Source organism: Brevibacillus sp. HB1.2 (assembly GCF_013332495.1).
GTDB classification, from domain to species: Bacteria; Bacillota; Bacilli; order Brevibacillales; family Brevibacillaceae; genus Brevibacillus; species Brevibacillus porteri.
In genome coordinates this window covers 955,511-977,779 of the sequence record NZ_JABMIU010000001.1, presented here as the reverse complement: position 1 = coordinate 977,779, position 22,269 = coordinate 955,511, and the positions used below count along the sequence as shown (strand labels likewise).

Sequence of the window (22,269 nt, the reverse complement as noted above, 5' to 3'; positions counted from 1 at the left end):
ACAGAACCTGTCCGCATGACAGAGCATTACCGCTATTTCGTCAATGGCAAGATATTCTCTTTTTTGGGGGTAGAGAACTGCTGTGTTTTGACGTAATCGTCAGAAACGGTATAGAGTGTGTCGCCAATCGTGAGTATCCGTTTAATGTTACTGGAGCTGTCGTACCAGCCTTCGCCTGCTTTCGCGACATCTTCCTTCGACAGATGGGTGATCTGATCTGTCAGTTGAAATCCTTTTTGCAGATCGAGCTGATATACATAGGCACCTTGGAAAGTAAAGTGGCCATACTCGCGCATATCGTTTTTGGCTTTTTGTTCAGCTGTCCGTTCGTGGACGGATACAGGAAAAGCTAGCAGATTTTTTTCTTTGGAGAACAGCAGAGCCTTGTGATTGCGCAATAGCTCGGAGTCTGTTCCTCTGTCCCCGATAACAGTCTTGAACTTTTCCTTCGGTTTCGTTACATCACTGACGTCAAAGAGGGCAATTTTCATCCCTTGGTAGTACGCCCAGTCTTTATCAGATTCTGCTTCTTTGCCAAAACCGATGATATGGTTTTCATCATACGGGTGTAAATAGTCGCTGTAACCTGGAATTTTGAGGGCACCTAGTACGCTTGGAGCAGAAGGCTTCTTCAGATCGAGAACAAACAGCGGGTCGACTTTTTTGAAGGTCACCATGTAGGCACGATCTCCCATGAAACGGACAGAGTAAATGCGTTCTCCTGGAGCGATGCCTTCCAGCTTGCCAAATACCTCGAGTTTGTTGTCGAGAACATACAAGTTGTTTTTTGACGTAAGCTCATCGTCTCGCCACATGTTCCCGCTCGTGGTGGCGATTCGGAAATAACCGTCGTTTTCATCCATAGAAAACTGGTTCAGAATGCGTCCAGGCACCGACCCTTTTCCCGTATACCGAATGTCTCCCTTGTTCATGGCAAAACGATAAATGGTTGTATCAGACTCGATGGGAGGTGCAATCAAAGGAGTTGTCGCTCCTTTTTGCTTAACCGCTACTGGCTGAGCACTGTTCTGGGTGACGGCTACATATAGATTTTTGGTGGATGCATAGATGTTCTCGCCAGCACCAAGATACGTATTCAATGACATCTTTTGTTTTGCATCATCCAGATTCACGCCGGCGACGATCAAATACTCTGGACGAAAGTGATCCGGGATGTAACGAATCTCGCTGTAGGGAATGGTTTGGTATTGGTTATGATGGACGCTGTCTTTATACGTTGGACCTGGCACTTCTGCTTTCTCTTGCATAATACGATACGTATCCATGTAATGGTTGGCTGTCACGTACAAGCTCGCGCCGATTTTGCGGGACGACATGTACTGGCCTTCTAGCTCCAGTTGACGAATGAGCCGAGGCTGTTTTTTGTCCGTAATATCGTAGATCATGGTTTTCACGGATTGCATTCCTTGGTATCGGGGGATGCCTCTTTTGGAAGCAGGACCTGGAGGATAGGAGATGGTCTCATCCGCTTGCCCGATTACGATGAGTCTACGATCGTCTACGTACATTTCTTGTGGTACGAATTTTCCATTGTCATAGCTGATACGGCTTGCGACCTTCATCTCGGTGGCTGGATACGCTTTGATGATGCGTACTTCATTTTGCGTAGATTGATAAAGATAAGTTCCATCTGACTTTACGATATCTGCTTCATCGACGCCCTGCACTTGTGTGTTCGTTGTGGAAAAATCACCGCGAACAGCGCCACTGGAAGTGTCCGCTACTTTGTTGGCTGTGCTAGGTGCTGCTACTGGCATAGCGGCAGTCGTTTCCATGGTGGCGTAATGGTAGCTGTCCAGGTCTGATGACTGGATGAGCTTTTTTAGCTCCGCATAGGAACCGACTACTGGCAACTCTTCTGTAGATGCGGCTTGAACGGTTGGCTCCGCTACTGTACCTGTTGCGAACAGGAAGGGTATAGCGGTCACCACCATCATGGAGGCGAGAAGCCCGGCAAATGTTCTTTTCATTTTGATCCCCCTCATATCTGCTTCTTGCCAAAATTTGTTGTCGGTAATAAGACGACGCACGATTACGGAATGTTTCACGCACTCTTTGGACAGCAATCTACGGACAGGTGGGGGAGCGTGTGCTATAATAATAGGCGGTTTATGCTACCATTTACACCACTACGTCAAAAGGGGCGTCATAGATGGAAAACTTGAAGCAAAGCATTCTGGAACTCATCACGGATACTTCTACGAATCTACCACCAGACGTGCGTCGTGCCGTCAATGCAGCTAAAGTGAAAGAGGATCTTGGCACTCGTGCAGCGCTGTCTTTGTCTACGATTGCGGAAAACGTCGTCATGGCAGAAGAAAATGTTTCTCCGATCTGTCAAGATACGGGGATGCCAACTTTCGAAGTAAAAACTCCGGTTGGAGTAAACCAGCTGATCATTAAACAAGCCATCAAAGAAATGATTGCAGAAGCAACCAAAACAGGTAAGCTGCGTTCCAACTCCGTAGATTCCTTGACGGGTGAAAATACAGGGGACAACCTCGGACCAGGTACTCCTGTCATTCACTTCGAGCAATGGGAAGAGGATGAAATCGAAATCAAGCTGATTCTCAAAGGCGGCGGCTGTGAGAACAAGAACATCCAATACTCCCTGCCCTGTGAGCTCGAAGGTCTGGGCAAAGTGGGCCGTAACCTGGATGGTATTCGCAAGTGCATTTTGCACGCAGTATACCAAGCACAAGGACAAGGCTGTAGTGCCGGCTTCATCGGCGTAGGAATCGGTGGCGATCGCACCTCCGGTTATGCACTGGCGAAGCATCAATTGTTCCGCAAAGTAGAAGATGTCAATCCAAACGCTGATTTGGCTGCATTGGAAGACTACATCATGGAAACCGCAAACCAACTCGGAATCGGAACGATGGGCTTTGGTGGAAACGCGACTCTGCTCGGCTGTAAAATCGGCGTGGAAAACCGCCTGCCAGCAAGCTTCTTCGTATCCGTTGCCTACAACTGCTGGGCCTTCCGCCGTCAAGGTGTTCGCCTGAACCCGGAGACTGGCGAAATCCTTCGTTATCTGTATAAAGATGAAGAAGTGGCGATGGACTTGACGCCAGTAGCAGCTGCGGACGAAACAGACGATGAGCCTCGTGAAGTTGTTCTGCAAGCGCCGATCACGGAAGAACAAATCCGCAGCCTGAAAGTGGGCGATGTGGTTATCATCAACGGAGAAATGCACACAGGACGCGACGCGCTGCACAGCTACCTGATGGATCATGACTGTCCAGTGGACCTGAATGGTGGCATCATCTACCATTGCGGTCCAGTTATGATGAAGGATCATGAGGGTGAGTGGCATGTAAAAGCGGCTGGTCCGACGACTTCCATCCGTGAGGAGCCTTACCAAGGCGAAATCATCAAGAAATTCGGAATCCGCGCCGTTATCGGAAAAGGCGGAATGGGTGCAAAAACACTGAAAGCATTGAATGAGCATGGTGCTGTTTACCTCAATGCAATTGGTGGGGCAGCACAATACTACGCACGCTGCATCAAAAAAGTAAACGGTGTTGACTTCATGGAATTCGGTATTCCAGAAGCAATGTGGCACTTGAATGTAAAAGGCTTCGCGGCAATCGTAACGATGGATGCGCATGGCAACAGCTTGCATGCGGATGTCGAGAAAACGTCTGCAGAGAGACTGGCTCAATTTGCTGCACCTGTATTTAAATAAGGGATAAAAGGAAAACCTCTGGCGCACTTCTGTGTAGCCGGAGGTTTTTTTATTTTTTACAAGGCCAAGAAACAAGGAGGAAAAGGTTGGATGCATGATGAACTTTCGAGGGACTAACCAGGATTGCGGACAGATGGATTTTCATTTTTGACAGGGGGGACAGAAATGAAATGGTTGATTGCTGATCGCGTTATTATCGGAGATGGAGAGCATGTAATCGAACAAGGCGTTGTTGGGATTGATGAGCGAGGAAAAATTGTCGCAGTGGGGACAGAATCAGAGCTTACGGATTCCATTTCGGAAGGAGAGGTAAAGCGGTACAGCGGATGCTCCATTTTGCCAGGCTTAATCGATTTACATGTTCATATCGGGTATTGGTGGAGTAAACCAGACTCCGCTGAGTATCGCAACAACGATGGACTGGTGGCTTTACTTGCGACAGCGAACTTGAAAGAGGCACTTTCCTTGGGGGTTACGACGATCCGCGATGTAGCAGCACCAGATGGATTGTGCAGTACGCTGAAGTTGGCGGCCAAGAACAAATTCATTGTTTCCCCTCGTCTTTTTCAGGTCAACCAAGGGATTATTATGACCGGGGGGCACGGTTGGCAATTAGAGGGTGCCTTGCGAGAAGCAAATGGTCCGTGGGAAGTGCGGACAGCCGTGCGTGAACAAGTGAGAGCAGGAGCCGACTGGATCAAGCTCATGACGAGTCACCGTACACCAACGCCGGAGTTCACGCAAGAGGAGCTGGATGCGGCGGTTGATGAATCGCATCGTTTGGGACGGAAATGCTGTGTGCATGCCTCGATCCAACCTGCGATCCAGATGGCGATTGATGCGGGATTTGATACGATCGAGCATGCGACGTTTATGACCGTCGAACAGGCAGAACAGATGAAAGAAAAAGGACTGGTATGGGTACCGACCATGGTCACCTTTTTCCAGATTGCTGATTATTACAAACATATTTGGAATGAGCAACAACAGGCGAATCAAGGCATATTGAGCGAAGGGCTTATCGAGCAGGGAGCCTTTTTCATCGAATCGGAAAAGGCGTACCGGGAAAACTTCGTACAATTGATAAATACTGGCGTAAAGATCGCTACGGGTACGGATATCGTATTGGAAGGCTATCCGATTACCCCTGTGGCAGAAGAGATCAAGCTGATGGTGGAGCTGGGAATGGAGCCAATTCGTGCGATCCAGGCTGCTACCCAAAACGCTGCTGAGGTGCTGGACCAAGGGAACAAGATCGGTACGTTAGCGCCAGGTTATTTTGCAGATTTGCTTGTGGTAAAAGGGGATCCACTACAAGAGATTGAGGTATTGAAGCAAGTGGAAGAAGTGTTTCTTGAGGGTGTGACTGTCTATTCCAAGTGTTGATGGGACTGAGCCTTGTTCTTTCAGGTTTGTAACGGCGTTTGTACTGGGTGTTTGACTATTCTTTGCGAAAATGGGTATTGGTTTATTGCGCGTGTACCAGGGCGGGCATAGGTTAATAACGAATGATCACAGAAAAAAAGGAGTGAGATTCGTGAACTATGTAGTCCGTTCGGGGGATACGTTAAACAGCATTGCGGCTCGTTTTGGTGTATCCGTTCAGGAATTGATCCGCGTGAATAATATCGCCTATCCCTACTACATTTATGTTGGTCAAAATTTGTATATCCCGATTACTCCGACTCCGACACCAGCTCCTGGTGGGGATGTCGAGCGTCGTTTGAATCGACTGGAGAATCGAGTAGATGCGCTTCGCGAAGATTTTCGCAGGCTGGATAATCGAGTAGATCGGTTGGAGAATCGTGTCACTCGTCTGGAGCGGGCCATTACGCCGACACAACCTCCGCGCCCACGTCCGACCGGCACGCCTCGTCCACGCTAAGCAGCCGGATAGAGGGTCGAATAATTTTCCACACATCGCTATTTCCTCTTCGCCTGATCCTGCATAAAGTGATACGAGAGGATTAAGAGGAGGTGCGGCCATGCTAGGGTTAAATGGAAAAAACGTCCGACACCATTTCATGGGCGTCTATGGAAAAGTGGTGCAGATTCGGGAACTGGTGGATGTGATCGACCAAGTTTTTGACTCTGTAAACAAAGTGGGCGACATAGGAAAGGCGATGCTTGGACCTCGTAAGGCAAGTGCCAAAAAGCTCGACAAGCTGAGATGAATGGAAAAACAAGAAAACCGCGTCCATAATGGAGGCGGTTTTTTATTTATGATTCATTCGTAGTTCTTAGGGGCAGACTCTATCATCAGAATAACTCATCAGAAAGAAAAAGTCTACTCTTTTTCTAAAAATTCCCTTATATTTTTGGAGCTGTTATCAACTGACTTCAAAAAAGGGGAGTGATGGAGTTGAAAAAGGAAAAGCGTCGCGTAGGATTGGTTACGAGTGGAGTGCTGATGGGGCTAATCTTGTCATCGTTGGATCAGACGATTGTATCAACAGCCATGCCGACAATTACCAAAGAGCTGGGAGGTCTTTCTCTTTATAGCTGGGTGTTCGCCATTTATATGCTCACATCGACCACGAGCATGCCCATCTATGGGAAAATGGCGGACTTGTTTGGACCGAGAAAAATGTATGTGATCGGTTTGTTTCTGTTTCTTGTGGGATCTCTCCTCTGCGGCATGGCTAATTCCATGACGGGTCTTATTGCCGCGAGAGGAGTTCAAGGGTTGGGCGCTGGGGCATTAATGCCGGTTGCGTTCATCATTGTGGGTGAACTGTATCCACCCGAAAAGAGAGGCAAATTTCAAGGACTTTTCGGAGCTGTCTTTGCCATGACGAGTATACTTGGTCCCTCGTTGGGAGGAATTCTCGTGGAGCATCTGCCGTGGGGATGGATCTTTTTTATAAACCTTCCTATCGGTATCACTGCTTTATTGATCATTGCTCTAGCCTTTCGTGACCAGCGGCACTATGATAAGAAGCCCGTGATTGATTGGTATGGGGCGACTAGTTTGAGTGCAGCCATCATTTTCATCCTGCTGTCCCTTATTATGGAGGGGAGGGAATACAAGATCGGGTTAGGGGGAGCGGGTATCTTCCTTCTCGGTTTGTTCATCTGGATTGAAACCAAAGCAAAGGAGCCCCTGCTTCCGCTTTCCCTATTTCGCATTCCGGTCATCGGATATGGCAATCTCGTAGGATTCTTTGTGAGTGCCGCTTTGTTCGGTGCCATCGCCTATATCCCTCTGTTCGTTCAAGGGGTACGCGGTGCGAGTCCCTCAGAAGCTGGATTCCTTTTAGTGCCACTCATGCTGTCCGCAGCGATTTCTTCGACGGGTGGGGGAAGATGGATGGAAAAAGCTTCATTTCGGGCGATTTTGATTCCCAGCTTACTCATCATGGCGACCGGCTTTTTCCTTCTGAGCACGATTGATGGAGAGACAACCAACACACAACTCGTTAGCTACATGATTGTCACAGGTCTAGGCATGGGGGCAATCTATCCGGCACTTGGTACAGCCGCACACAGCGCTGTAAAACCGCAAGATCGGGGCATTGCTATGTCGACATCGCAATTATTTCGTTCCATTGGGGGGACGATTGGAATCAGTGTGTTTGGGACCATTGTAGAATGGCGAATGCGGGCAGGAATGATGTTTAGTGAAGCTATGCACGGTGTCTTTGTCACTGGATTGATTCTAATTGGAATCAGTTTGATAGCCAGTGTTCTAATCGGCAATACTCGATTGCTCGACAAAGAACCCCGCCATTCGCATAACTCAAATAGCGGGGTTCCCAAACAATAGGATCACGGTTTTTTATTCATGCCTTCCATTGCCATCCTAACCATTTCTCTGACCATACTGCCGCCTAAGCGTCCTCCGATTCGACCGGCATCGTGAGAGGTTAATTGTCCATTGTAGCCGGGCTGCAATGGAACATGAATTTCTTCTGCGACCTCGAATTTGGCTTGCGCGGGATCAGCAACGTGTGCAACCTGCGCTTTTAGGGCGTCCAGTCCTTTTCTCGCCTCGGGGACGAGTGGGCGTTTGCGTCTGCTCATGGTAGATCACCTCACGCCCTAGTGTGCCCAATTAGACGAGTGCTTTGCGCTGAGTGAAATCAGTCTCTTGATAGTAAGTATTAGCAACGAGCAGGTTAGGTCCTGCACATCCTGCAGCAGGGCAAAAGCAATTGATCTTCTGATTCAGCGTGTGTTCTTGCCATTTTCCAAACATCGACTGGAGCTGGTCGGTTTGAATATTGCCCAATGGCTCTACATCCCCGAAATCGGTCACGATGACATCGCCAGTGAAAATGTTGATGTTAAGACGATTGCGACCATCAGGATCATTGCGAGTTGTCACATTTTTCGCTGAGCGTAGTCTGCTGATCAATTCCCTGTCGGCCGCTTCAGAACTACAAGCGAAAAAAGGAAGTGTCCCGAAAAGCATCCACAAATCTTCATTGCGTACATCGAGCATCCGATGAATGGCTTGACGAAGCTCATCGAGTGAAAGTACATCCAGATCACGGGCAAAATCACTCGCGTACATCGGGTGTACCTCATGTCGCTTGCTGCCCATCTCCTGAATCTGACGATGGAGGGTATCGAGCTTTGTCCATGTGCGATGATTCAGCATCGTTTCGGCTGAGACAAATACACCAGCTTCCGAGAGCTTGCGAGCATTTTCCATCATCTCTTGAAACTGTGCTTCCGCTCTTTTGATTGAAACCGGCTGCCGTGCTTTTGCGTAAACAATATCATGGAATTCTTCGGGAGTAGACCAGTTCCATGAAATATGCATGACGTCGATGTATGGCAGGATCAACTCATACCGAGAAAACGGCATGGACATGTTGGAGTTGATTTGCGTCCGCAGTCCACGATCTGCTGCATATTGTAGAATAGGCGCGATCACAGTTTTCACGGTGCGCTCGCTGTACATCGGTTCTCCGCCTGTTATACTGATAGTAAGCAGGTCTTTTGCTTCATCGAGACGACGGAGTATGAGATCGACAGGGAGAGCGGGATCGTCTTTGTATCGCAATGTATCACCAACCGCGCAATGCTCACAGCGGAGATTGCACAGATTCGTTACAGTAAACTCGACGCTGGTAAGTTTATAGGCGGGGGGTGTCGCATTGAACAACGGCTCCCATGGATCGTGTATAGGTGTTAATGGTGTAGTTGGAACCATGCGGATCAATTGTGGAAACCTCCTTCATTCTGCGTACAACTCAACCTATTATAACGACATTAGGGCGGAAGGAGAATAGCTAACGAGATGATTATGGGGATGTCTTTTGGACGCGGTGTGCTTTTTCATGATCGAAATGTGCTGGCTTGCGCGGAAGTAAAAGACGGCGTGATTCATATGTGGGCGGAAAAAATCACATTGAAAACGATTGGGAAGCTCTGGTATCGAATATTTTTCTCCTTTCCGTGGTACTATCAATTGTTTCACCTCCTGCTTGCTGGTTATGTACTGGCAGCGATCGTGAAGCCTGACTGGGCCATCATCGATCCGATGTGGGTAGCTGTATACATCGCAGGCTTTCACTTCGTTTTTCCGAGAATGATGAAAAAATTTCACGGTGCGGAACATAAAGTGTTTAGCTATGGCGGTAAGAAGTCGCTAGCAGCACTGAAAGAGATTCAACGGGCAGATATCGTGAATGACGGTTGCTCGACGAATCTGGTCGTGTGGTTTTTTACGGGGTTCATTTTGTCCGTATTCTTTTTACCTTTAGAATGGAGTGTCGCATGCGGGGTAGCAGGACTGCTTGTGGGCATGCTCGGGGATCGCTACGTGCGTAAATATTTCGGTTTTCTTTACAAGCTATCGGCTTTCTTTCAAAAATACAGCACGACCAAAGAACCGGATCAGCTTCATTTAGAGACAGCGATCCGCTCGTATATGCTATTTGAGCACATTCGCGAAGTGGATCGATTGCAAAATGCTTCGTAAGGAAAAAAGCGGTGTTTCCACTATGGATACGCCGCTTTTTTTGTTCCACGCGCAGGTTGGTTGTGACGTTGAATCCTGAAAAGTATTTTGGTAATATTTGCTCAACTCATCCCATTTCCTTTGAAAAGGGATCGAGGAATATGAGATGAGGAGAGCCGAGACGAGATGAGAAAAGAACAGGATGTAGGGGTATACGAGCAAGTGGGAGTGGCAATGACATGTCGTTCCTATCAAGAGTATGTGGATATGTTTTCACTTTCAGACGAAATCTTGGCGATGGGACCGATCCTGGATGTCGGTGCAGGAGCGTCCTCTTTTACAGCGGAGGCATGCCAACAAGGACGAGAGGCAATCGCAGTCGATCCGCTTTATGAAATGAAGCCTGAAGAGATTTATACGAAGGGGAAGCGAGAGATCGAGGAATCGACGCAAAAGCTGGCTGGTATCGCACACACCCTTCATTGGGAATATTACGGCTCGCTTGGCCAGCATCATCAAAACAGAGAAAGGTCACTGGAGCAATTCATTGCCGCGTATCGTGCCGATGAAGGCATCGGTAAAAGCTACTTCGCAGGCTTGTTACCGGAATTGCCTTTTGCAGACGATCACTTTTCACTGGTGCTTGGCAGTCACTTCTTGTTTTTGTACCAGCAACAGTTCGATGAGCAATTTCACTTGAACGCGATCAAAGAATTGCTGCGAATTTGTCAGCCTGGCGGTCGAATCAGACTCTATCCGTTAATCGGATTGGATCGCAAACCATATAGCAAGCTGCCACAGCTCATGGAAGAAATACAACGGTTCGGTCACACAGCCAGTCTGGAACCGACGAACTTTCGGTTTTTAGTGGGCGCTACGCATTATTTGGAAATTCGTAAATCATAAAAAACAGGGAGGATAGAAGGTGCATTTGCGCCCTCGATCTCCCTGTTCCTTTTCCTATTCCCGTTCTAGCGGGCTTTCTTCCAGTTGGCGATACATCTTTCCTTTATCTACATACGATTGGCGAATGCGTACGAATTCTTTCAAGTCTGCCTCGTTAAGTTCGCGTTTTACTTTCGCTGGATTGCCGACAACAAGCGAGCGGGGAGGCACCTTCATGCCTGGAGGAACGAGTGCACCCGCAGCAACCATGGCTTCTTCCCCGATTTCCGCACGATCCAAAACAATCGCACCCATTCCAATCAATGCACCGCGTCGTACCACGCAGCTATGTAGAACGGCATTATGTCCAACGGTCACCTCGTCTTCGAGGATCAACGGGTTGTTCGGACTTTGATGCAGGGTGCTGTTGTCTTGCACACTGACGCGTTTTCCAATGACAGTCGGAGCGATGTCCCCGCGGATCACGGTGTTATACCAAATAGAAGAATCCTCTCCGATTTCGACATCGCCAGAAACGACGGAGCCTTTTGCCAGGAAAACAGTAGGGTGAATCTTTGGTTTGATGTTTTCAAATGATAAGAGCAGCATAGTAACCTCCTAATCAATGAGTAAGCGAGCAATCTGTTTGCATCGGGCGCGGATGGAAAATGGAGAAGCGGCCAGTTGCAGGATCGCAGTCGATGACTGTCCCGGAGAGCTTGTCTATCTCATGCGTTTGATAAAAGAAATGAATCCCACTAATATCTTGGACAATATCGTATTTGTCCGCTTCCGTAATGGCGATGCTATATGTATAGCTACCACAACCCGTCGTAGTCGGGACGAGTCTGATTCCGAGCTGTTCAGCATCCGCTTCTTCCGCGATCATTTGTGCAAGACGTACTACTGCAGTTGGAGTAATGGTTATCATCGTCCTACCTCCTTGTAGCCATTTCTATTGTACTACAAATGGAGCTTCCAAATCCTGCTTGTTGACCATGCATGAGGCATGTGATAGAGTAAATGTTACTGATTCTGATGTGCAGGAAATGTGGGTAGTCGCTGCCGCAATCGTTTCGACGATTGGCGGTAGAGGAAAGTCCAGGCTCGCCCAGGCTGAGATGCCTGGAGTGTTCGTACCTGGTGCAAGCCAGGGCAGTGAGGTGCAAACCTTGCTGACGGCGTGGAAAGGGCTCTCTCTGAGGCCCGAGTACGCTGAAAGTGCCACAGAAACGTAGCTTTTCTGGCGACAGAAAAGATGGAACGCGGTAAACCCTGCGAGCGAGAAACCCAAATTAGGTAGGGGAACCGTCCTGAAGGAATCAAACGGAAAGGACGGATGGTATCTTCGGATGCCATAGATAGATGGCTACCACTCTTGGTGCGAGGGATTGCCCCGCTTGAAGCACGGGAGAGACAGAACCTGGCTTATAGCATTTCCTGCTGGAATGAAATGTAAAACCACCTGAGATCTCAGGTGGTTTTTTTACGTTCTGCGAAATATCGTGAACCCGCTACCTATCCATGTTTGAAGAACAGTGGAATGATTTACCGTGAACAAGCTCTGAAACTTTTTCGGAAATCTTGTCGTCTAAAAAGAGCATTCGGCCGAAGAAAACAGTTCTACTGCGGACAATTCCATCATTTCTTCAAATGGGAGTGTCTGCTGGAGAGAATGAACTGATAAAACTGTTACATTGATGGAGGGGTTTATTTTGCAAAAAGAAAAGAATCGAGCAAGTAAGGATTTCAAAAAATTATTGGCGACAGCTGTTCTGGCTGGATCGCTTGCGTTGCCGGGTACCGGATTGGCTGCTACGGCACTGCCATTCTCCGATATCGGAGGAAACGTAAATAAAGACGCGATTCTGACATTGAATTATGCTGGTGTGTTAAAAGGGTATACCGATGGCACGTTCAAGCCGAATAAAGAAGTGACGAGAGCGGAGTTCGCCAAAGTTGCGGTGTTGGCACTCGGGTACACAGATGCACAAGCAAAGCTCTTGCAAGGAAAGACAGCCTTTAAAGACCTGCCTGCAGATCACTGGGCGACAGGCTATATCAATCTAGCCGTATCGCAAGGCATCATCAAGGGCTATCCGGATGGTACATTCAAACCTAACAACAACGTAAAAATTGCGGAAGCACTGACCGTATACGTTCAAGGCTTGAAGATCGACGTTCGTCCATCAGCTTCAAGCGAGTGGTACATCCCGTACTTACTGGAAGCAGACAGAGCTGGTATTTACGATGCAAAAGAAACACCGACAGCAGCAGCTCCGCGTGATATTGTGGCAAAGTATACAGATAAGTTTATGGAAACACCTGTATACGCAAGCGGCGCTTACTATGACAAAGATGGCAATGCAAAAGGAACCATTCAGAAGCTGCCAGTAGTAAAGGGTGCAGTTGCTTCGTATGACAAGTCTGACAAAAAGCTGAAACTAGTCGGACAAAACAAAGAAATCGAAATAGCTGATTCCGCGCAAGTATACGGCAATCTGGTCGTAGGCGCGCAGGTGGAATACATTGCGAAAAACGGCCGAGTGGCGTTCCTCACCGTTGTTACTTCTGACTCCGAAATCGTCGAAGGAATCGTGAAGACTGGCCTTAATTTTACAACGGCTGTAGGCGATGAGAAGAAATTCAAGGCAATCGTTAATGGAAGAGAAGTCGTTTTGGAAGTAGAAGATGGCGTAAATGTAAGCCGCTCTCACATCGGCCAAAAGTTTGTGGCAGTCGTCGGCGACAATGGCAAGATCAAGTCCATCACGATTAGCGACAACACGACAAAAGGAATTGTGGAAAAAGTATCTTCCGTGAGCGGTTCCAACTCGAAGAATGAACTAAGAGTAGACGGTACGACCTATGTTCTGGATTCCAAAGCAACGATCAAAGGCAAGGCGCATCCAGAAGCAAAAGAAACAAGTGCTTCGTTCTCTGACATCGAAAAAGATGACTTAGTCGAGCTGACACTCAACGTGGACGGCAAAGTATCTGAGCTTGTTTACACAAAGCTGAGCCTCACGGATACTATCACTGTTGATACAGACAAGAACCGGATTCGCGTTGGCAGTGTTAATTACGAGGTGCATGAAGATACCGAGTTGTTCGTAGACGAAGACGAAGTAGATGAACTAGATGAGTTGACGAGCGGTCAAATTGCAGTTCTTACGTTTGACAAGAATGGAAATCTGATCAAAGTAGAGCAGGGTGTAGGTGCAGCTACGAACAAGCTGGTCTCAGACACAACCGCATATCAAGCAGGAAAACTGGCAACTGTGAAAATCGACGGGAAAACCTACGACATCTTGACCAATGCGAAGCTGACTGTAGATGGCAGCTCCGTATCTCCAACGACGATTAAAACCGATCAGTTTAATGACCACCGTATCCTTACGTGGAAATACAACGTCGGCACGAATGACATTGTGGAGCTGACATTGGAAAAGCAAACCGTAAAAGGCTACGTGACGAAAAAATCCGGTTCCAAAATTACCGTGAACGGGAAAGTGTATGAGCTCTTGTCCGGCGTCACGATTGACAGCGATGCAGCATCCAACGACACCGAGTACACGCTGACACTCAATAACGCTGGCAAAGTAAAGGCCGTTACAGGTGCGCCTAGGAAAGTAAGCGGCGTGGTTGATTCTGTTGAGGTTCGAAACGATGACGGCAAGGTGACTTCCGCGAAAGTTGAGGTTAACGGCAAGACGTACGATGTAACGGATGAGGATGCGATTGAAGACGTCGATCAATTTGAGTACGTGACATTGACCCTTGATCGTGACGGCGATGTCATTGCTGCTTCCGTCAGTGGAAAGCTGGCGAAGGAAAACGTGAGTTTCGTCGGAATTGAATCCCGTGTGAACAAAGACAAATACGTATTCTTCAATGATGTATCGACGAGCTTGAAGATGACAGAAGACGCGAAGATCAAATACTACAACGGTAATGACTTGAAAGAAAGCGATCTTTCCTCCAAGGATAAAGTGGATTTGTGGACAAACGATCAAGGTTACGTATATGTGATTGTCGTAGCCAAACGATAAGAAAATAAAAAAGGCGATCTCTTGCTCGATTCGAGAAGGGGTCGCCTTTTCATTTGTAGGATAGTCTTTAGTAAGTATTTAATTGAAAAACATTTTCAATTAAAAGAGGATGTGATATATTCAAATTGTTTCTCGCAAAACAAAAAACAAGGAGTGGTTCTCATGCGATTCGATTATGAAGTGATTATTGTTGGCGGTGGACCAGTTGGAATGATGCTGGCTGCAGAGCTGGCGTTGGCCAAAGTGAAGGTATGCGTGCTTGAGCGCTTAAGGGAAACAACCCCTTATTCACGGGCGCTCACTTTACATCCACGCACACTGGAAATCCTGGATATGCGCGGGTTGAAAACGAAATTACTTGATAAAGGAAAGCCGATTACGACAGGGCATTTTGCAGCACTGGATACACGCTTGGATTTTTCTGTCTTAGATTCTTCCTCCAACTACACACTGATTATTCCCCAACATGACACGGAGAAGGTACTAGAGGAGTGGGCAAAAAGCCTTGGGGTGGAAATACGCAGGGAAGAGGAGGTAGTGGCCGTACACCAAGATCAGCATGGGGTTGAGGTTGAGGCTGTCGGTCCGAATGGAAAGGTTGTGCTGACGGCACTCTATGTGGTCGGTGCAGACGGTGCTGCCAGCATTGTCCGCAAGCAGGCAGGCATTCCGTTTATCGGTAAGAATGCGACTTTTACGGCTATGCAAGGGGATGTCGTTTTGAAAAATCCGCCGGAATCAGGAATTCCTTCCTACTTTAATGAGCAAGGTTTGGTCATGATTGTACCCTTGCCAGCAGGGATGCATCGGGTGGTGTTGATCGATCCGGAGCGAATGGCAGTGCCAAAGGAAGAACCAGTTTCATTGGAGGAACTGCGTGCTAGTTTACTGCGTATTCTTGGAGACGATTTGGGGATTTCCGATCCGTTTTGGATGACTCGTTTTGGCAATGCGACCTTGCAGGCTCAGCGTTATCGGGAGGGACGAATTTTCCTGGCGGGAGATGCAGCGCATATTCATTTTCCAGCTGGTGGACAGGGGATGAACGTTGGTCTGCAAGAAGCAATCAACCTAGGTTGGAAGCTGGCGGCCCAATTAAAAGGCTGGGCACCGGATTGGCTGTTGGACAGCTATCATATGGAGCGTTTCCCCATCAATACTGAATTGCTAACAAATACACAGGTGCAATCGCTGCTGTTCGGTAGTTCGGAATTCTCTCCATCCGTCATAGCTTTGAGGAATATGCTGTCCACCCTGCTGCAAATACCCGAGGCAAATTATCGGCTGGCTACCCAAATCTCTGCCTTCCATGTCCAGTATGAACCGAATGGAGAGACGCAGCCGCATGTATTGAACGGTCGACGTTTTACAGAGCTGAATCTGCATCTGGAGAACGGTGAGTGCCAGAATGCATACGAGCTTTTTCATTCTGGTTCATTCCTCTTGCTACATTTTGACTCGGATGAACGATTGGACGCTGCTTTAGATTGGTCGAAATACAAGCATGTCCATGTAGTTCGCGCGTCGCTTGCTAAGGGGGCTGCTGATTGGCTTGACGTGCATACAGCGTTGATTCGACCGGATGGATATATCGCATGGGCAGTTTCCCAGGAGGAGTCTAATCCGATGGAAGCGATTCGGAAAGGAGTCATCCACTGGTGCGGACATGATTGATTGCAACAGGATTGTTTCGTGCAAAACAAAATGAAATTGTTTTTCTCGAAACAATCAGTGTATAATGGAGAGGAGATGGTTATCTAGGAGACATGATATGCAAAGCACAGAGCTTTCCAAGCAGAGGATCATACAGCTTTATATTCAGCTAGTCACGCAGCAAGAGCTGCGAGAAAGCAAATTGACTGCACGAATGGCAGAAGAGATGCAGATGCTGGAATCCGAGATGGGGATGAAGCTAATCCTTACGCTATCCGAAATTCATTTCATTGCCTGTATCGGGGATCATGGTCCCATCAATGTCACCACGATTTCGGAAAAAGTCAACTTAACGAAAGGGTCCATAACCCGAATTAGCAAGAAGCTATGGAAGCTTGATTTCATTAAAAGGCAACAGCTGGTTGATAATAAGAAAGAAGTGTACTATCGGCTAACGGCAAAGGGACAAAAGCTGTATAAGATTCATCACCGGATGCATCAGGACATTGAACAGCGATTTATGCGCTTTCTGGATAAATACACACCTGAGCAATTAGCATTTTCCCGCGAACTGCTGGAGGACTTGCTGGATTGGGATTTCTAAACTCGTAGACAAAAGGGGCGCCATCACACTGATGGGGCCCTTTTCATTGTTCTCGGGGGCCTCTTGACAACTGAAACGGTTTGTCTCGTTGATCTAGTAACATAGGTTCAAGAAACATAATTATCACCAAGAATAATCATAAAGATAGGCTACGTTTATTTTTGAAAGCTGGGATGGACCCTAATGCGTGCAGTTCAGGACAACCGTTTAGAATTTGTACAGCTATTATTGGATTACGGAGCCGATCCGATACTTGCAACACAGTATGCTCCTAAACACCCAACCAAGTTGGGGACCCCAATCGCAGAGGCAAGAATGTTGGGGGATCGTGACAGCGTTTGTTAAAGCGTAGAAATAGGGTTCAGGCTATTATTCTGGAAATCATTAGCCTGATAACGTATAATTTCCATATTATAGTTCTATAGTTCTCATACTTTTTACACTTCAAATCAAACAGCAACGGAGAATGTGATAATGAAAAAAGTAGCAGGAATCACGCTTATGGTAGCGTTGCTAGGTTTCAATGCATACCTGTGGCCAACGTTGATTAAAGAAGTAAAAGCCGATCAGAAAAACGCGAAGAATGTCCAAAAAGCACCGCAAACGGCTTCGGCTTCGCATTTGTCAGTTTCGACTCCGGTTATGGATTTAGCCAATCAAGGGACGAGGCCACCCAATGTATCGGCGTATCCGGTTGAACAACCAGTAGTTCAGTCAACCCCATCAGAGTTGGTAGCAAGCATGCCTGGCACAGAAGCGAAAAAGCAGTCATCGACAAAGGCCGTACAGACGGCATCAAAAAAGCAACCAAAGAAAACGGTCAAAAAGCCTTCCAAATCATCGAGAAAATCGGATGGTCCAGACGTTCAGATGACCTTTACAGTTGAACCAACTAGGATACATTATGAAGAGACGACCTATACAACGACGAGCAGCTACGGCGGTGGGTCGTTCAATATGCCGCTCCAATATAATCCGTATAGGGGAAAATTCGAAGAACCATTCAAAATTACTCAAGACAACATATATCCTGATACTCCGACGTTGGACGAACACAAACAGAGACTTGGTATTCCAGTGACTATTGAACCGTATGTACCTCCTGTAAAAAAGGATCAACAACGACTCGCACCGCAGTCGTATCCAAGAAGATAGCGTAAATTTGTGTCGCTGTACTTTTATACAACCGCTAACTGTGGGGGACCGATAGTGATCCCTCGATAAGACATTAAACTATTCCGAAAAGGTACCTTTTCGGAATAGTTTTTTTAGACAAAAGGAAGATCATAGTAAAATAAGTCTACACCTTCCTTATATACAAAAGTGTTTTGTAAATTAACCTTCTTTGTATGGAATGAAGCGATGCTTGTTCTTTTCTTGTCACCAGTAGCACTTGATTTAGGGGGACATGTTAGTAACAGGATAGCTGCTTTGATTGCCGTGGGTATTTGGATGCTTTCTCTGCATTGGCCACGATTTTAGAAAAACATAAGCTGAACGGCCCATTAGAAATCGTAATGAGACGATTGGTAAATAAAAATCAGTAACTTCTCATTCAGCAGGGGTAGTACCTTCTTTTTTCAATCGATTATAATAGCGTAAAAAGCTAGTTACAGTTATGAGAAAGAGGGAACCTCCATGACTTATACGACCCAGGAAAACGGTGTTTTTCCAGCAGTCTGTTCACTTGATTGCCCGGACCAATGTGGATTGCTCCTTCATAAAAAAGAGGGGAAAATCGTCAAAATTGAAGGGGACCCGAACCATCCGGTGACGAAGGGGAATATTTGCAACAAAGTCCGCAACATGACAGAGCGCATTTACGATCCCAAGAGACTCACCCATCCGTTGAAGCGTATTGGCAAAAAAGGGAGCGGGGAGTTTGTTCGAATCAGTTGGGAGGAAGCCATCACTACCATAACCGAACGCTGGCGTGACTTGATCGACTCAGACGGTCCCGAGAGTATTTTGCCTTATAGCTTTTACGGAAACATGGGGCGGATTAGTGTGGAAGGAATGGATCGCCGTTTTTTCCATCGTATGGGGGCTAGTCAACTTGATCGTACGATATGCAACAGTGCAGGGGCTGTAGGGTACAGCTACACGATGGGCGGAGCCTTTGGAACAGATCCGGAAGACACCGTTCATACCAAGCTGTTCATCATGTGGGGGATCAATACGGTTAGCACCAACATGCATCAAGTGGTGCTTGCGGAACAGGCTCGAAAAAATGGGGCGAAAATCGTCGTGATTGATGTCCATAAAAATCAGACGGGTCGATGGGCTGATTGGTTTATCCCGATTTTACCCGGAACAGACACAGCTTTGGCTTTGGGTATCATGCATGTGCTTTTTGCTGAAAACTTGGTGGATTCAGCCTTTATGGAGAAGTATACGGTAGGACATGAAGAGCTCAGGGAGCATGTACAGACGTACGATCCTGCTACCGTATCAGCCATAACGGGTGTCCCTATCGACGATATTTACAAATTGGCGAGAATGTATGGCACGACATCCCCCTCCTTTGTTCGCATTGGAAATGGCATTCAGCATCACGACAATGGTGGAATGTGTGTAAGGACGATTGCTTGTCTTCCGGCCCTGACAGGGCAGTGGCTTGTCAAAGGCGGTGGGGCCAATAAAGGGAACAAAGGTTTCCTGGAGCACAACAAGCTTGCCGTGCAGCGACCAGATTTGTTGGCAAATAAACAGACGAGAGTCATCAACATGAATGAACTTGGAAAGGCGTTGCTCGATACAGATCCACCGGTGAAATCGCTCTTCGTCTATACGAGTAATCCAGCCATTGTCGCACCGGAGGGAAACAAAGTGCGGCAAGGCCTGGCAAGAGAGGACTTGTTTACGGTCGTACATGACTTATTTTTGACGGAGACGGCTCTTTATGCCGATATCGTTTTGCCAGCGACATCTTCTTATGAAAATACTGATTTTTACACGTCGTATTGGCATCATTACATTCAACTTCAGCAGCCGGTGATCGCCCCATTTGGAGAGAGCAAGTCCAACACGGATGTTTTCCGCTTGCTGGCTGCTGCCATGGGGTATGACGAACCTGCTTTTCAAGACAGTGATACAGAGATGGTCAGACAGGCGTTAGAGGGGCACGGCAATCCTCATTTGGAAGGAATCACGTTTGAAACTTTGGTAGAAAAGCAATATGCCAAAGCAAATCTGGAACCTTTCTTTTTGGAACACCTTGCCACCCCAAGTGGAAAAATTGAGCTTTACTCGCAAGCAATGGCAAAACGAGGGCTGCCCCCATTACCTACGTACACGCCATTGGTGAATGATGGGGATTTCCCGTATTTATTTGTCCCAGGGCCCAATCACAATTATTTGAACTCCACGTTCTCGAATAATGAAAAACATAAGAAGATGGAAAAAATACCTCGTTTACACATGAATGTGGCGGATGCTGGTGCTCTAGACATTTGTGATGGAGATATGGTCCGCATATGGAATGAGCGGGGAGAGTGCGAGCTCGTGGCGGCTGTGGGTGAAAATGTTCTCTCGGGTGTCGTTGTGAGCCAAGGCTTATGGGCAGACAACGAAGGTCCGAAGCATTATGTAAATGCCCTCACACCGGACCGAATCGCGGATATGGGCGGAGGCGCGACGTTTTTCTCTGGACGGGTTGATGTGGAAAAGATTATTCGATAAAAGCAGCGAGTGCCCGACTGTAGCAGGGCACTCGCTGCTCCATTTTTTCGTGAATGTAGCGGATCACTAATAGGGGAGGAAGTTTCCTTATGCTTGATTCCAATCAAATAAAGCGACTGATTAAAGAACGTTCAGAACTTCACCTGAATGATCCGAAAGTATATGAATTTTGGGGAAAGTTGACTGAAATACTGAGTGCCAATGTTCTAGAAACCATCGAGTTCTTCGATACCTGCACAGAGCAAGAAGCGTATTGGCTTAGTGAAATTTTTGAGGATATCTCAGCAAGAGTTAACAGTCAGGATTTTATCGAATGCATAAAGAGAGTGGACAGAAAATATCCAGAGTTACTGCTTGCAAAAGATATTAAGGTAGCTGAGGAGTTTATGGCCCCAAACCTATGAAATTTTAGAAGCGCCAAACAAACCATAAAAAAAAGTGTCCCTACTGCACATGGCAGAGGGACACTTTCTCCTATCACTTACAGGACAAAGCTGACGACGACACCAGACAAAAGACTAACCAGCGTGGCACCAAACAACAGCTTCAACCCAAAGCGAGCGACTACATTGGATTGTTTCTCATTCAGACCTTTCACCGCACCAGCGATAATGCCGATGGAGGAGAAGTTCGCGAACGAAACGAGGAAGACAGAGAGAATTCCTACTGTACGTGGGCTAAGTTCAGATACGACTTTGCCCAGCTCGATCATCGCTACAAACTCGTTCGTTACGAGCTTCGTCGCCATGATACTACCAGCCGTCATCGCTTCCGCAAAAGGAATGCCCATCAGGATGGCAAAAGGAGCGAAGACGAAGCCGAGCATTTCTTGGAACGTCCAGCCGAAAATCATGCCGAACAAGCTATTCACAGCCGCGATCAAGGCAACAAAACCGAGCAGCATGGCGCCCACGACTACTGCTACCTTAAAGCCATCCATGATGTACTCGACGAGCATCTCGAAAAAGGACTGCTTTTCATTGCTTTGAATCTCCAGTAAATCTTCTTCTTCGTTCACTGTATAAGGGTTGATGATCGAAGCGATAATAAAGCCGCCAAACAGATTCAAGAACAGGGCCGTGACGACGTACTTCGGCTCAATCATCGTCATGTACGCACCGACAATCGACATCGAAACAGTAGACATGGCTGATGCGCACAGCGTATACAGACGATGCTCTGGCAAGGAACCGAGCTGTTTTTTTACAGTGATGAAAACTTCATTTTGGCCGACAATAGCGGAAGCGACAGCGTTGTATGACTCCAGTCTACCCATGCCGTTGATTTTGCTCAATACAAAGCCAATTGCCTTCATGATAATCGGCAAAATCTTGAAGTGTCGCAAAATACCGATGAGGACGGAAATGAAGACGATTGGGAGCAATACACCAAGGAAAAAGGACATTTGTCCGTCGTTTGCCAGATTACCAAATACGAAATTGATTCCTTCCGCAGCAAAGGCAAGAAGCTTTTCAAACGATTTGGAAATGGCTGAAACGAATATAAACCCAAACTTGGTGTGCAGAAGAAGAAAGGCAAGCAAAAATTGCAGAGCAATCATGACGATGATCGGTTTGTATTTGACCTGTTTACGTCCATTGCTCCCTAATAATGCTAACCCAATCACGATGAGTAAGCCAGCGATGGGAATGATGAAATTCATTACAACCTCCAAGAAATTAAATAGTGCTAAACTTAAAAGGCAAAAAAACGCACTCCCCGACAAGAGAAGTGAAAGCGGTTTATATTCTATCATCTCGATAATATGATTGCA

At 47.1% G+C, this 22,269-nt stretch carries 20 protein-coding genes, 1 other RNA gene and 1 pseudogene; 16 read left to right on the top strand and 6 right to left on the bottom strand.

The genetic code is table 11. The features are described from left to right. Positions 1 to 32 precede the first annotated feature (32 nt). Complete coding sequence (locus tag HPY28_RS04545) at positions 33 to 1,991, bottom strand: beta-propeller domain-containing protein (RefSeq protein ID WP_174230137.1); 1,959 nt, start codon at positions 1,989 to 1,991, stop codon at positions 33 to 35. Between the two features lie 182 nt (positions 1,992 to 2,173). Here HPY28_RS04545 and HPY28_RS04540 point away from each other — a divergent pair, with 182 nt between their 5' ends. The 5 genes from HPY28_RS04540 to HPY28_RS04520 all read left to right on the top strand — a co-directional run bounded on the left by HPY28_RS04540 (position 2,174) and on the right by HPY28_RS04520 (position 7,475). After that, entirely contained in the window at positions 2,174 to 3,709 is a 1,536-nt protein-coding gene (locus HPY28_RS04540; protein ID WP_069852335.1) for a fumarate hydratase, read from the top strand. Positions 3,710 to 3,874: 165 nt separating this feature from the next. Next, positions 3,875 to 5,095 (top strand): metal-dependent hydrolase family protein, encoded by a 1,221-nt coding sequence (locus tag HPY28_RS04535; protein WP_174224844.1) that lies wholly within the window; start codon positions 3,875 to 3,877, stop codon positions 5,093 to 5,095. Between the two features lie 151 nt (positions 5,096 to 5,246). Beyond that, positions 5,247 to 5,594 carry a LysM peptidoglycan-binding domain-containing protein gene (locus tag HPY28_RS04530; protein WP_017247838.1) on the top strand — a complete coding sequence of 116 codons (348 nt, stop codon included), beginning with the start codon at positions 5,247 to 5,249 and terminating at the stop codon, positions 5,592 to 5,594. Between the two features lie 100 nt (positions 5,595 to 5,694). Then, the gene (locus tag HPY28_RS04525) at positions 5,695 to 5,883 is read left to right on the top strand and encodes a hypothetical protein (RefSeq protein WP_007724315.1); all 189 of its coding nucleotides are present in this window, start codon (positions 5,695 to 5,697) and stop codon (positions 5,881 to 5,883) included. A 182-nt stretch (positions 5,884 to 6,065) separates the two neighbouring features. Beyond that, the gene (locus tag HPY28_RS04520) at positions 6,066 to 7,475 is read left to right on the top strand and encodes an MDR family MFS transporter (RefSeq protein ID WP_017247840.1); all 1,410 of its coding nucleotides are present in this window, start codon (positions 6,066 to 6,068) and stop codon (positions 7,473 to 7,475) included. A gap of 2 nt (positions 7,476 to 7,477) precedes the next feature. Here HPY28_RS04520 and HPY28_RS04515 read toward each other — a convergent pair whose 3' ends face one another. Both HPY28_RS04515 and yfkAB read right to left on the bottom strand, forming a co-directional pair. Further along, positions 7,478 to 7,732: an alpha/beta-type small acid-soluble spore protein gene (locus tag HPY28_RS04515; protein ID WP_007724320.1), complete on the bottom strand. Its 255-nt coding sequence runs from the start codon at positions 7,730 to 7,732 to the stop codon at positions 7,478 to 7,480. A 31-nt stretch (positions 7,733 to 7,763) separates the two neighbouring features. Beyond that, entirely contained in the window at positions 7,764 to 8,879 is a 1,116-nt protein-coding gene (gene yfkAB, locus HPY28_RS04510) for a radical SAM/CxCxxxxC motif protein YfkAB (RefSeq protein WP_174230136.1), read from the bottom strand. A 78-nt stretch (positions 8,880 to 8,957) separates the two neighbouring features. On the opposite strand from yfkAB, the gene HPY28_RS04505 reads away from it, so the two are divergent. Beyond that, on the top strand, positions 8,958 to 9,641 hold the full coding sequence (locus tag HPY28_RS04505; protein ID WP_173624290.1) for a DUF1385 domain-containing protein: 684 nt from the start codon (positions 8,958 to 8,960) through the stop codon (positions 9,639 to 9,641). 165 nt (positions 9,642 to 9,806) lie between these two features. Then, positions 9,807 to 10,526 (top strand): class I SAM-dependent methyltransferase, encoded by a 720-nt coding sequence (locus HPY28_RS04500; RefSeq protein WP_174230135.1) that lies wholly within the window; start codon positions 9,807 to 9,809, stop codon positions 10,524 to 10,526. Between the two features lie 54 nt (positions 10,527 to 10,580). Here HPY28_RS04500 and HPY28_RS04495 read toward each other — a convergent pair whose 3' ends face one another. Beyond that, a complete protein-coding gene (locus HPY28_RS04495) occupies positions 10,581 to 11,114 on the bottom strand; it encodes a gamma carbonic anhydrase (RefSeq protein ID WP_007724325.1) in 534 nt (177 codons plus the stop codon). Between the two features lie 13 nt (positions 11,115 to 11,127). Next, the gene (locus HPY28_RS04490) at positions 11,128 to 11,436 is read right to left on the bottom strand and encodes an iron-sulfur cluster biosynthesis family protein (RefSeq protein WP_174230134.1); all 309 of its coding nucleotides are present in this window, start codon (positions 11,434 to 11,436) and stop codon (positions 11,128 to 11,130) included. A gap of 116 nt (positions 11,437 to 11,552) precedes the next feature. Between HPY28_RS04490 and rnpB the strand changes: the two genes are divergently transcribed. The 9 genes and pseudogenes from rnpB to HPY28_RS04450 all read left to right on the top strand — a co-directional run bounded on the left by rnpB (position 11,553) and on the right by HPY28_RS04450 (position 20,899). Continuing rightward, positions 11,553 to 11,941, top strand: an RNA gene (gene rnpB, locus HPY28_RS04485) — RNase P RNA component class B. A 279-nt stretch (positions 11,942 to 12,220) separates the two neighbouring features. Next, positions 12,221 to 14,557, top strand: coding sequence for an S-layer homology domain-containing protein (locus HPY28_RS04480; RefSeq protein WP_173624320.1), 2,337 nt, complete (start codon positions 12,221 to 12,223; stop codon positions 14,555 to 14,557). 162 nt (positions 14,558 to 14,719) lie between these two features. Then, positions 14,720 to 16,231, top strand: coding sequence for a monooxygenase (locus tag HPY28_RS04475; protein WP_174230133.1), 1,512 nt, complete (start codon positions 14,720 to 14,722; stop codon positions 16,229 to 16,231). A gap of 97 nt (positions 16,232 to 16,328) precedes the next feature. After that, positions 16,329 to 16,814, top strand: coding sequence for a MarR family transcriptional regulator (locus tag HPY28_RS04470; RefSeq protein ID WP_174230132.1), 486 nt, complete (start codon positions 16,329 to 16,331; stop codon positions 16,812 to 16,814). A 183-nt stretch (positions 16,815 to 16,997) separates the two neighbouring features. Beyond that, on the top strand, positions 16,998 to 17,159 hold the full coding sequence (locus tag HPY28_RS04465; protein WP_017247849.1) for a hypothetical protein: 162 nt from the start codon (positions 16,998 to 17,000) through the stop codon (positions 17,157 to 17,159). Positions 17,160 to 17,288: 129 nt separating this feature from the next. After that, a complete protein-coding gene (locus HPY28_RS04460; RefSeq protein ID WP_017247850.1) occupies positions 17,289 to 17,969 on the top strand; it encodes a hypothetical protein in 681 nt (226 codons plus the stop codon). Positions 17,970 to 18,149: 180 nt separating this feature from the next. Then, positions 18,150 to 18,361: pseudogene (locus HPY28_RS30340) on the top strand (DUF418 domain-containing protein); the annotation flags it as partial. 91 nt (positions 18,362 to 18,452) lie between these two features. Next, entirely contained in the window at positions 18,453 to 20,495 is a 2,043-nt protein-coding gene (locus HPY28_RS04455) for a molybdopterin-containing oxidoreductase family protein (RefSeq protein ID WP_174230131.1), read from the top strand. A gap of 89 nt (positions 20,496 to 20,584) precedes the next feature. After that, complete coding sequence (locus tag HPY28_RS04450) at positions 20,585 to 20,899, top strand: hypothetical protein (protein WP_174230130.1); 315 nt, start codon at positions 20,585 to 20,587, stop codon at positions 20,897 to 20,899. A 77-nt stretch (positions 20,900 to 20,976) separates the two neighbouring features. On the opposite strand, the gene HPY28_RS04445 is transcribed toward HPY28_RS04450, so the two are convergent. Continuing rightward, positions 20,977 to 22,158, bottom strand: coding sequence for a NupC/NupG family nucleoside CNT transporter (locus HPY28_RS04445; protein WP_069852303.1), 1,182 nt, complete (start codon positions 22,156 to 22,158; stop codon positions 20,977 to 20,979). Positions 22,159 to 22,269 lie beyond the last annotated feature (111 nt).

What these genes read in the sequence shown, in the direction of transcription:
- HPY28_RS04445 (WP_069852303.1), bottom strand. Translation starts at nt 22,158, where the DNA reads ATGAATTTCATCATTCCCATCGCTGGCTTACTCATCGTGATTGGGTTA.
- HPY28_RS04465 (WP_017247849.1), top strand. Translation starts at nt 16,998, where the DNA reads ATGCGTGCAGTTCAGGACAACCGTTTAGAATTTGTACAGCTATTATTG.
- HPY28_RS04495 (WP_007724325.1), bottom strand. Translation starts at nt 11,114, where the DNA reads ATGCTGCTCTTATCATTTGAAAACATCAAACCAAAGATTCACCCTACT.
- HPY28_RS04455 (WP_174230131.1), top strand. Translation starts at nt 18,453, where the DNA reads ATGACTTATACGACCCAGGAAAACGGTGTTTTTCCAGCAGTCTGTTCA.
- HPY28_RS04500 (WP_174230135.1), top strand. Translation starts at nt 9,807, where the DNA reads ATGAGAAAAGAACAGGATGTAGGGGTATACGAGCAAGTGGGAGTGGCA.
- HPY28_RS04475 (WP_174230133.1), top strand. Translation starts at nt 14,720, where the DNA reads ATGCGATTCGATTATGAAGTGATTATTGTTGGCGGTGGACCAGTTGGA.
- HPY28_RS04525 (WP_007724315.1), top strand. Translation starts at nt 5,695, where the DNA reads ATGCTAGGGTTAAATGGAAAAAACGTCCGACACCATTTCATGGGCGTC.
- HPY28_RS04515 (WP_007724320.1), bottom strand. Translation starts at nt 7,732, where the DNA reads ATGAGCAGACGCAAACGCCCACTCGTCCCCGAGGCGAGAAAAGGACTG.
- HPY28_RS04505 (WP_173624290.1), top strand. Translation starts at nt 8,958, where the DNA reads ATGATTATGGGGATGTCTTTTGGACGCGGTGTGCTTTTTCATGATCGA.
- HPY28_RS04490 (WP_174230134.1), bottom strand. Translation starts at nt 11,436, where the DNA reads ATGATAACCATTACTCCAACTGCAGTAGTACGTCTTGCACAAATGATC.
- HPY28_RS04520 (WP_017247840.1), top strand. Translation starts at nt 6,066, where the DNA reads ATGGAGTTGAAAAAGGAAAAGCGTCGCGTAGGATTGGTTACGAGTGGA.
- HPY28_RS04535 (WP_174224844.1), top strand. Translation starts at nt 3,875, where the DNA reads ATGAAATGGTTGATTGCTGATCGCGTTATTATCGGAGATGGAGAGCAT.
- HPY28_RS04470 (WP_174230132.1), top strand. Translation starts at nt 16,329, where the DNA reads ATGCAAAGCACAGAGCTTTCCAAGCAGAGGATCATACAGCTTTATATT.
- HPY28_RS04540 (WP_069852335.1), top strand. Translation starts at nt 2,174, where the DNA reads ATGGAAAACTTGAAGCAAAGCATTCTGGAACTCATCACGGATACTTCT.
- HPY28_RS04460 (WP_017247850.1), top strand. Translation starts at nt 17,289, where the DNA reads ATGAAAAAAGTAGCAGGAATCACGCTTATGGTAGCGTTGCTAGGTTTC.
- HPY28_RS04450 (WP_174230130.1), top strand. Translation starts at nt 20,585, where the DNA reads ATGCTTGATTCCAATCAAATAAAGCGACTGATTAAAGAACGTTCAGAA.
- HPY28_RS04545 (WP_174230137.1), bottom strand. Translation starts at nt 1,991, where the DNA reads ATGAAAAGAACATTTGCCGGGCTTCTCGCCTCCATGATGGTGGTGACC.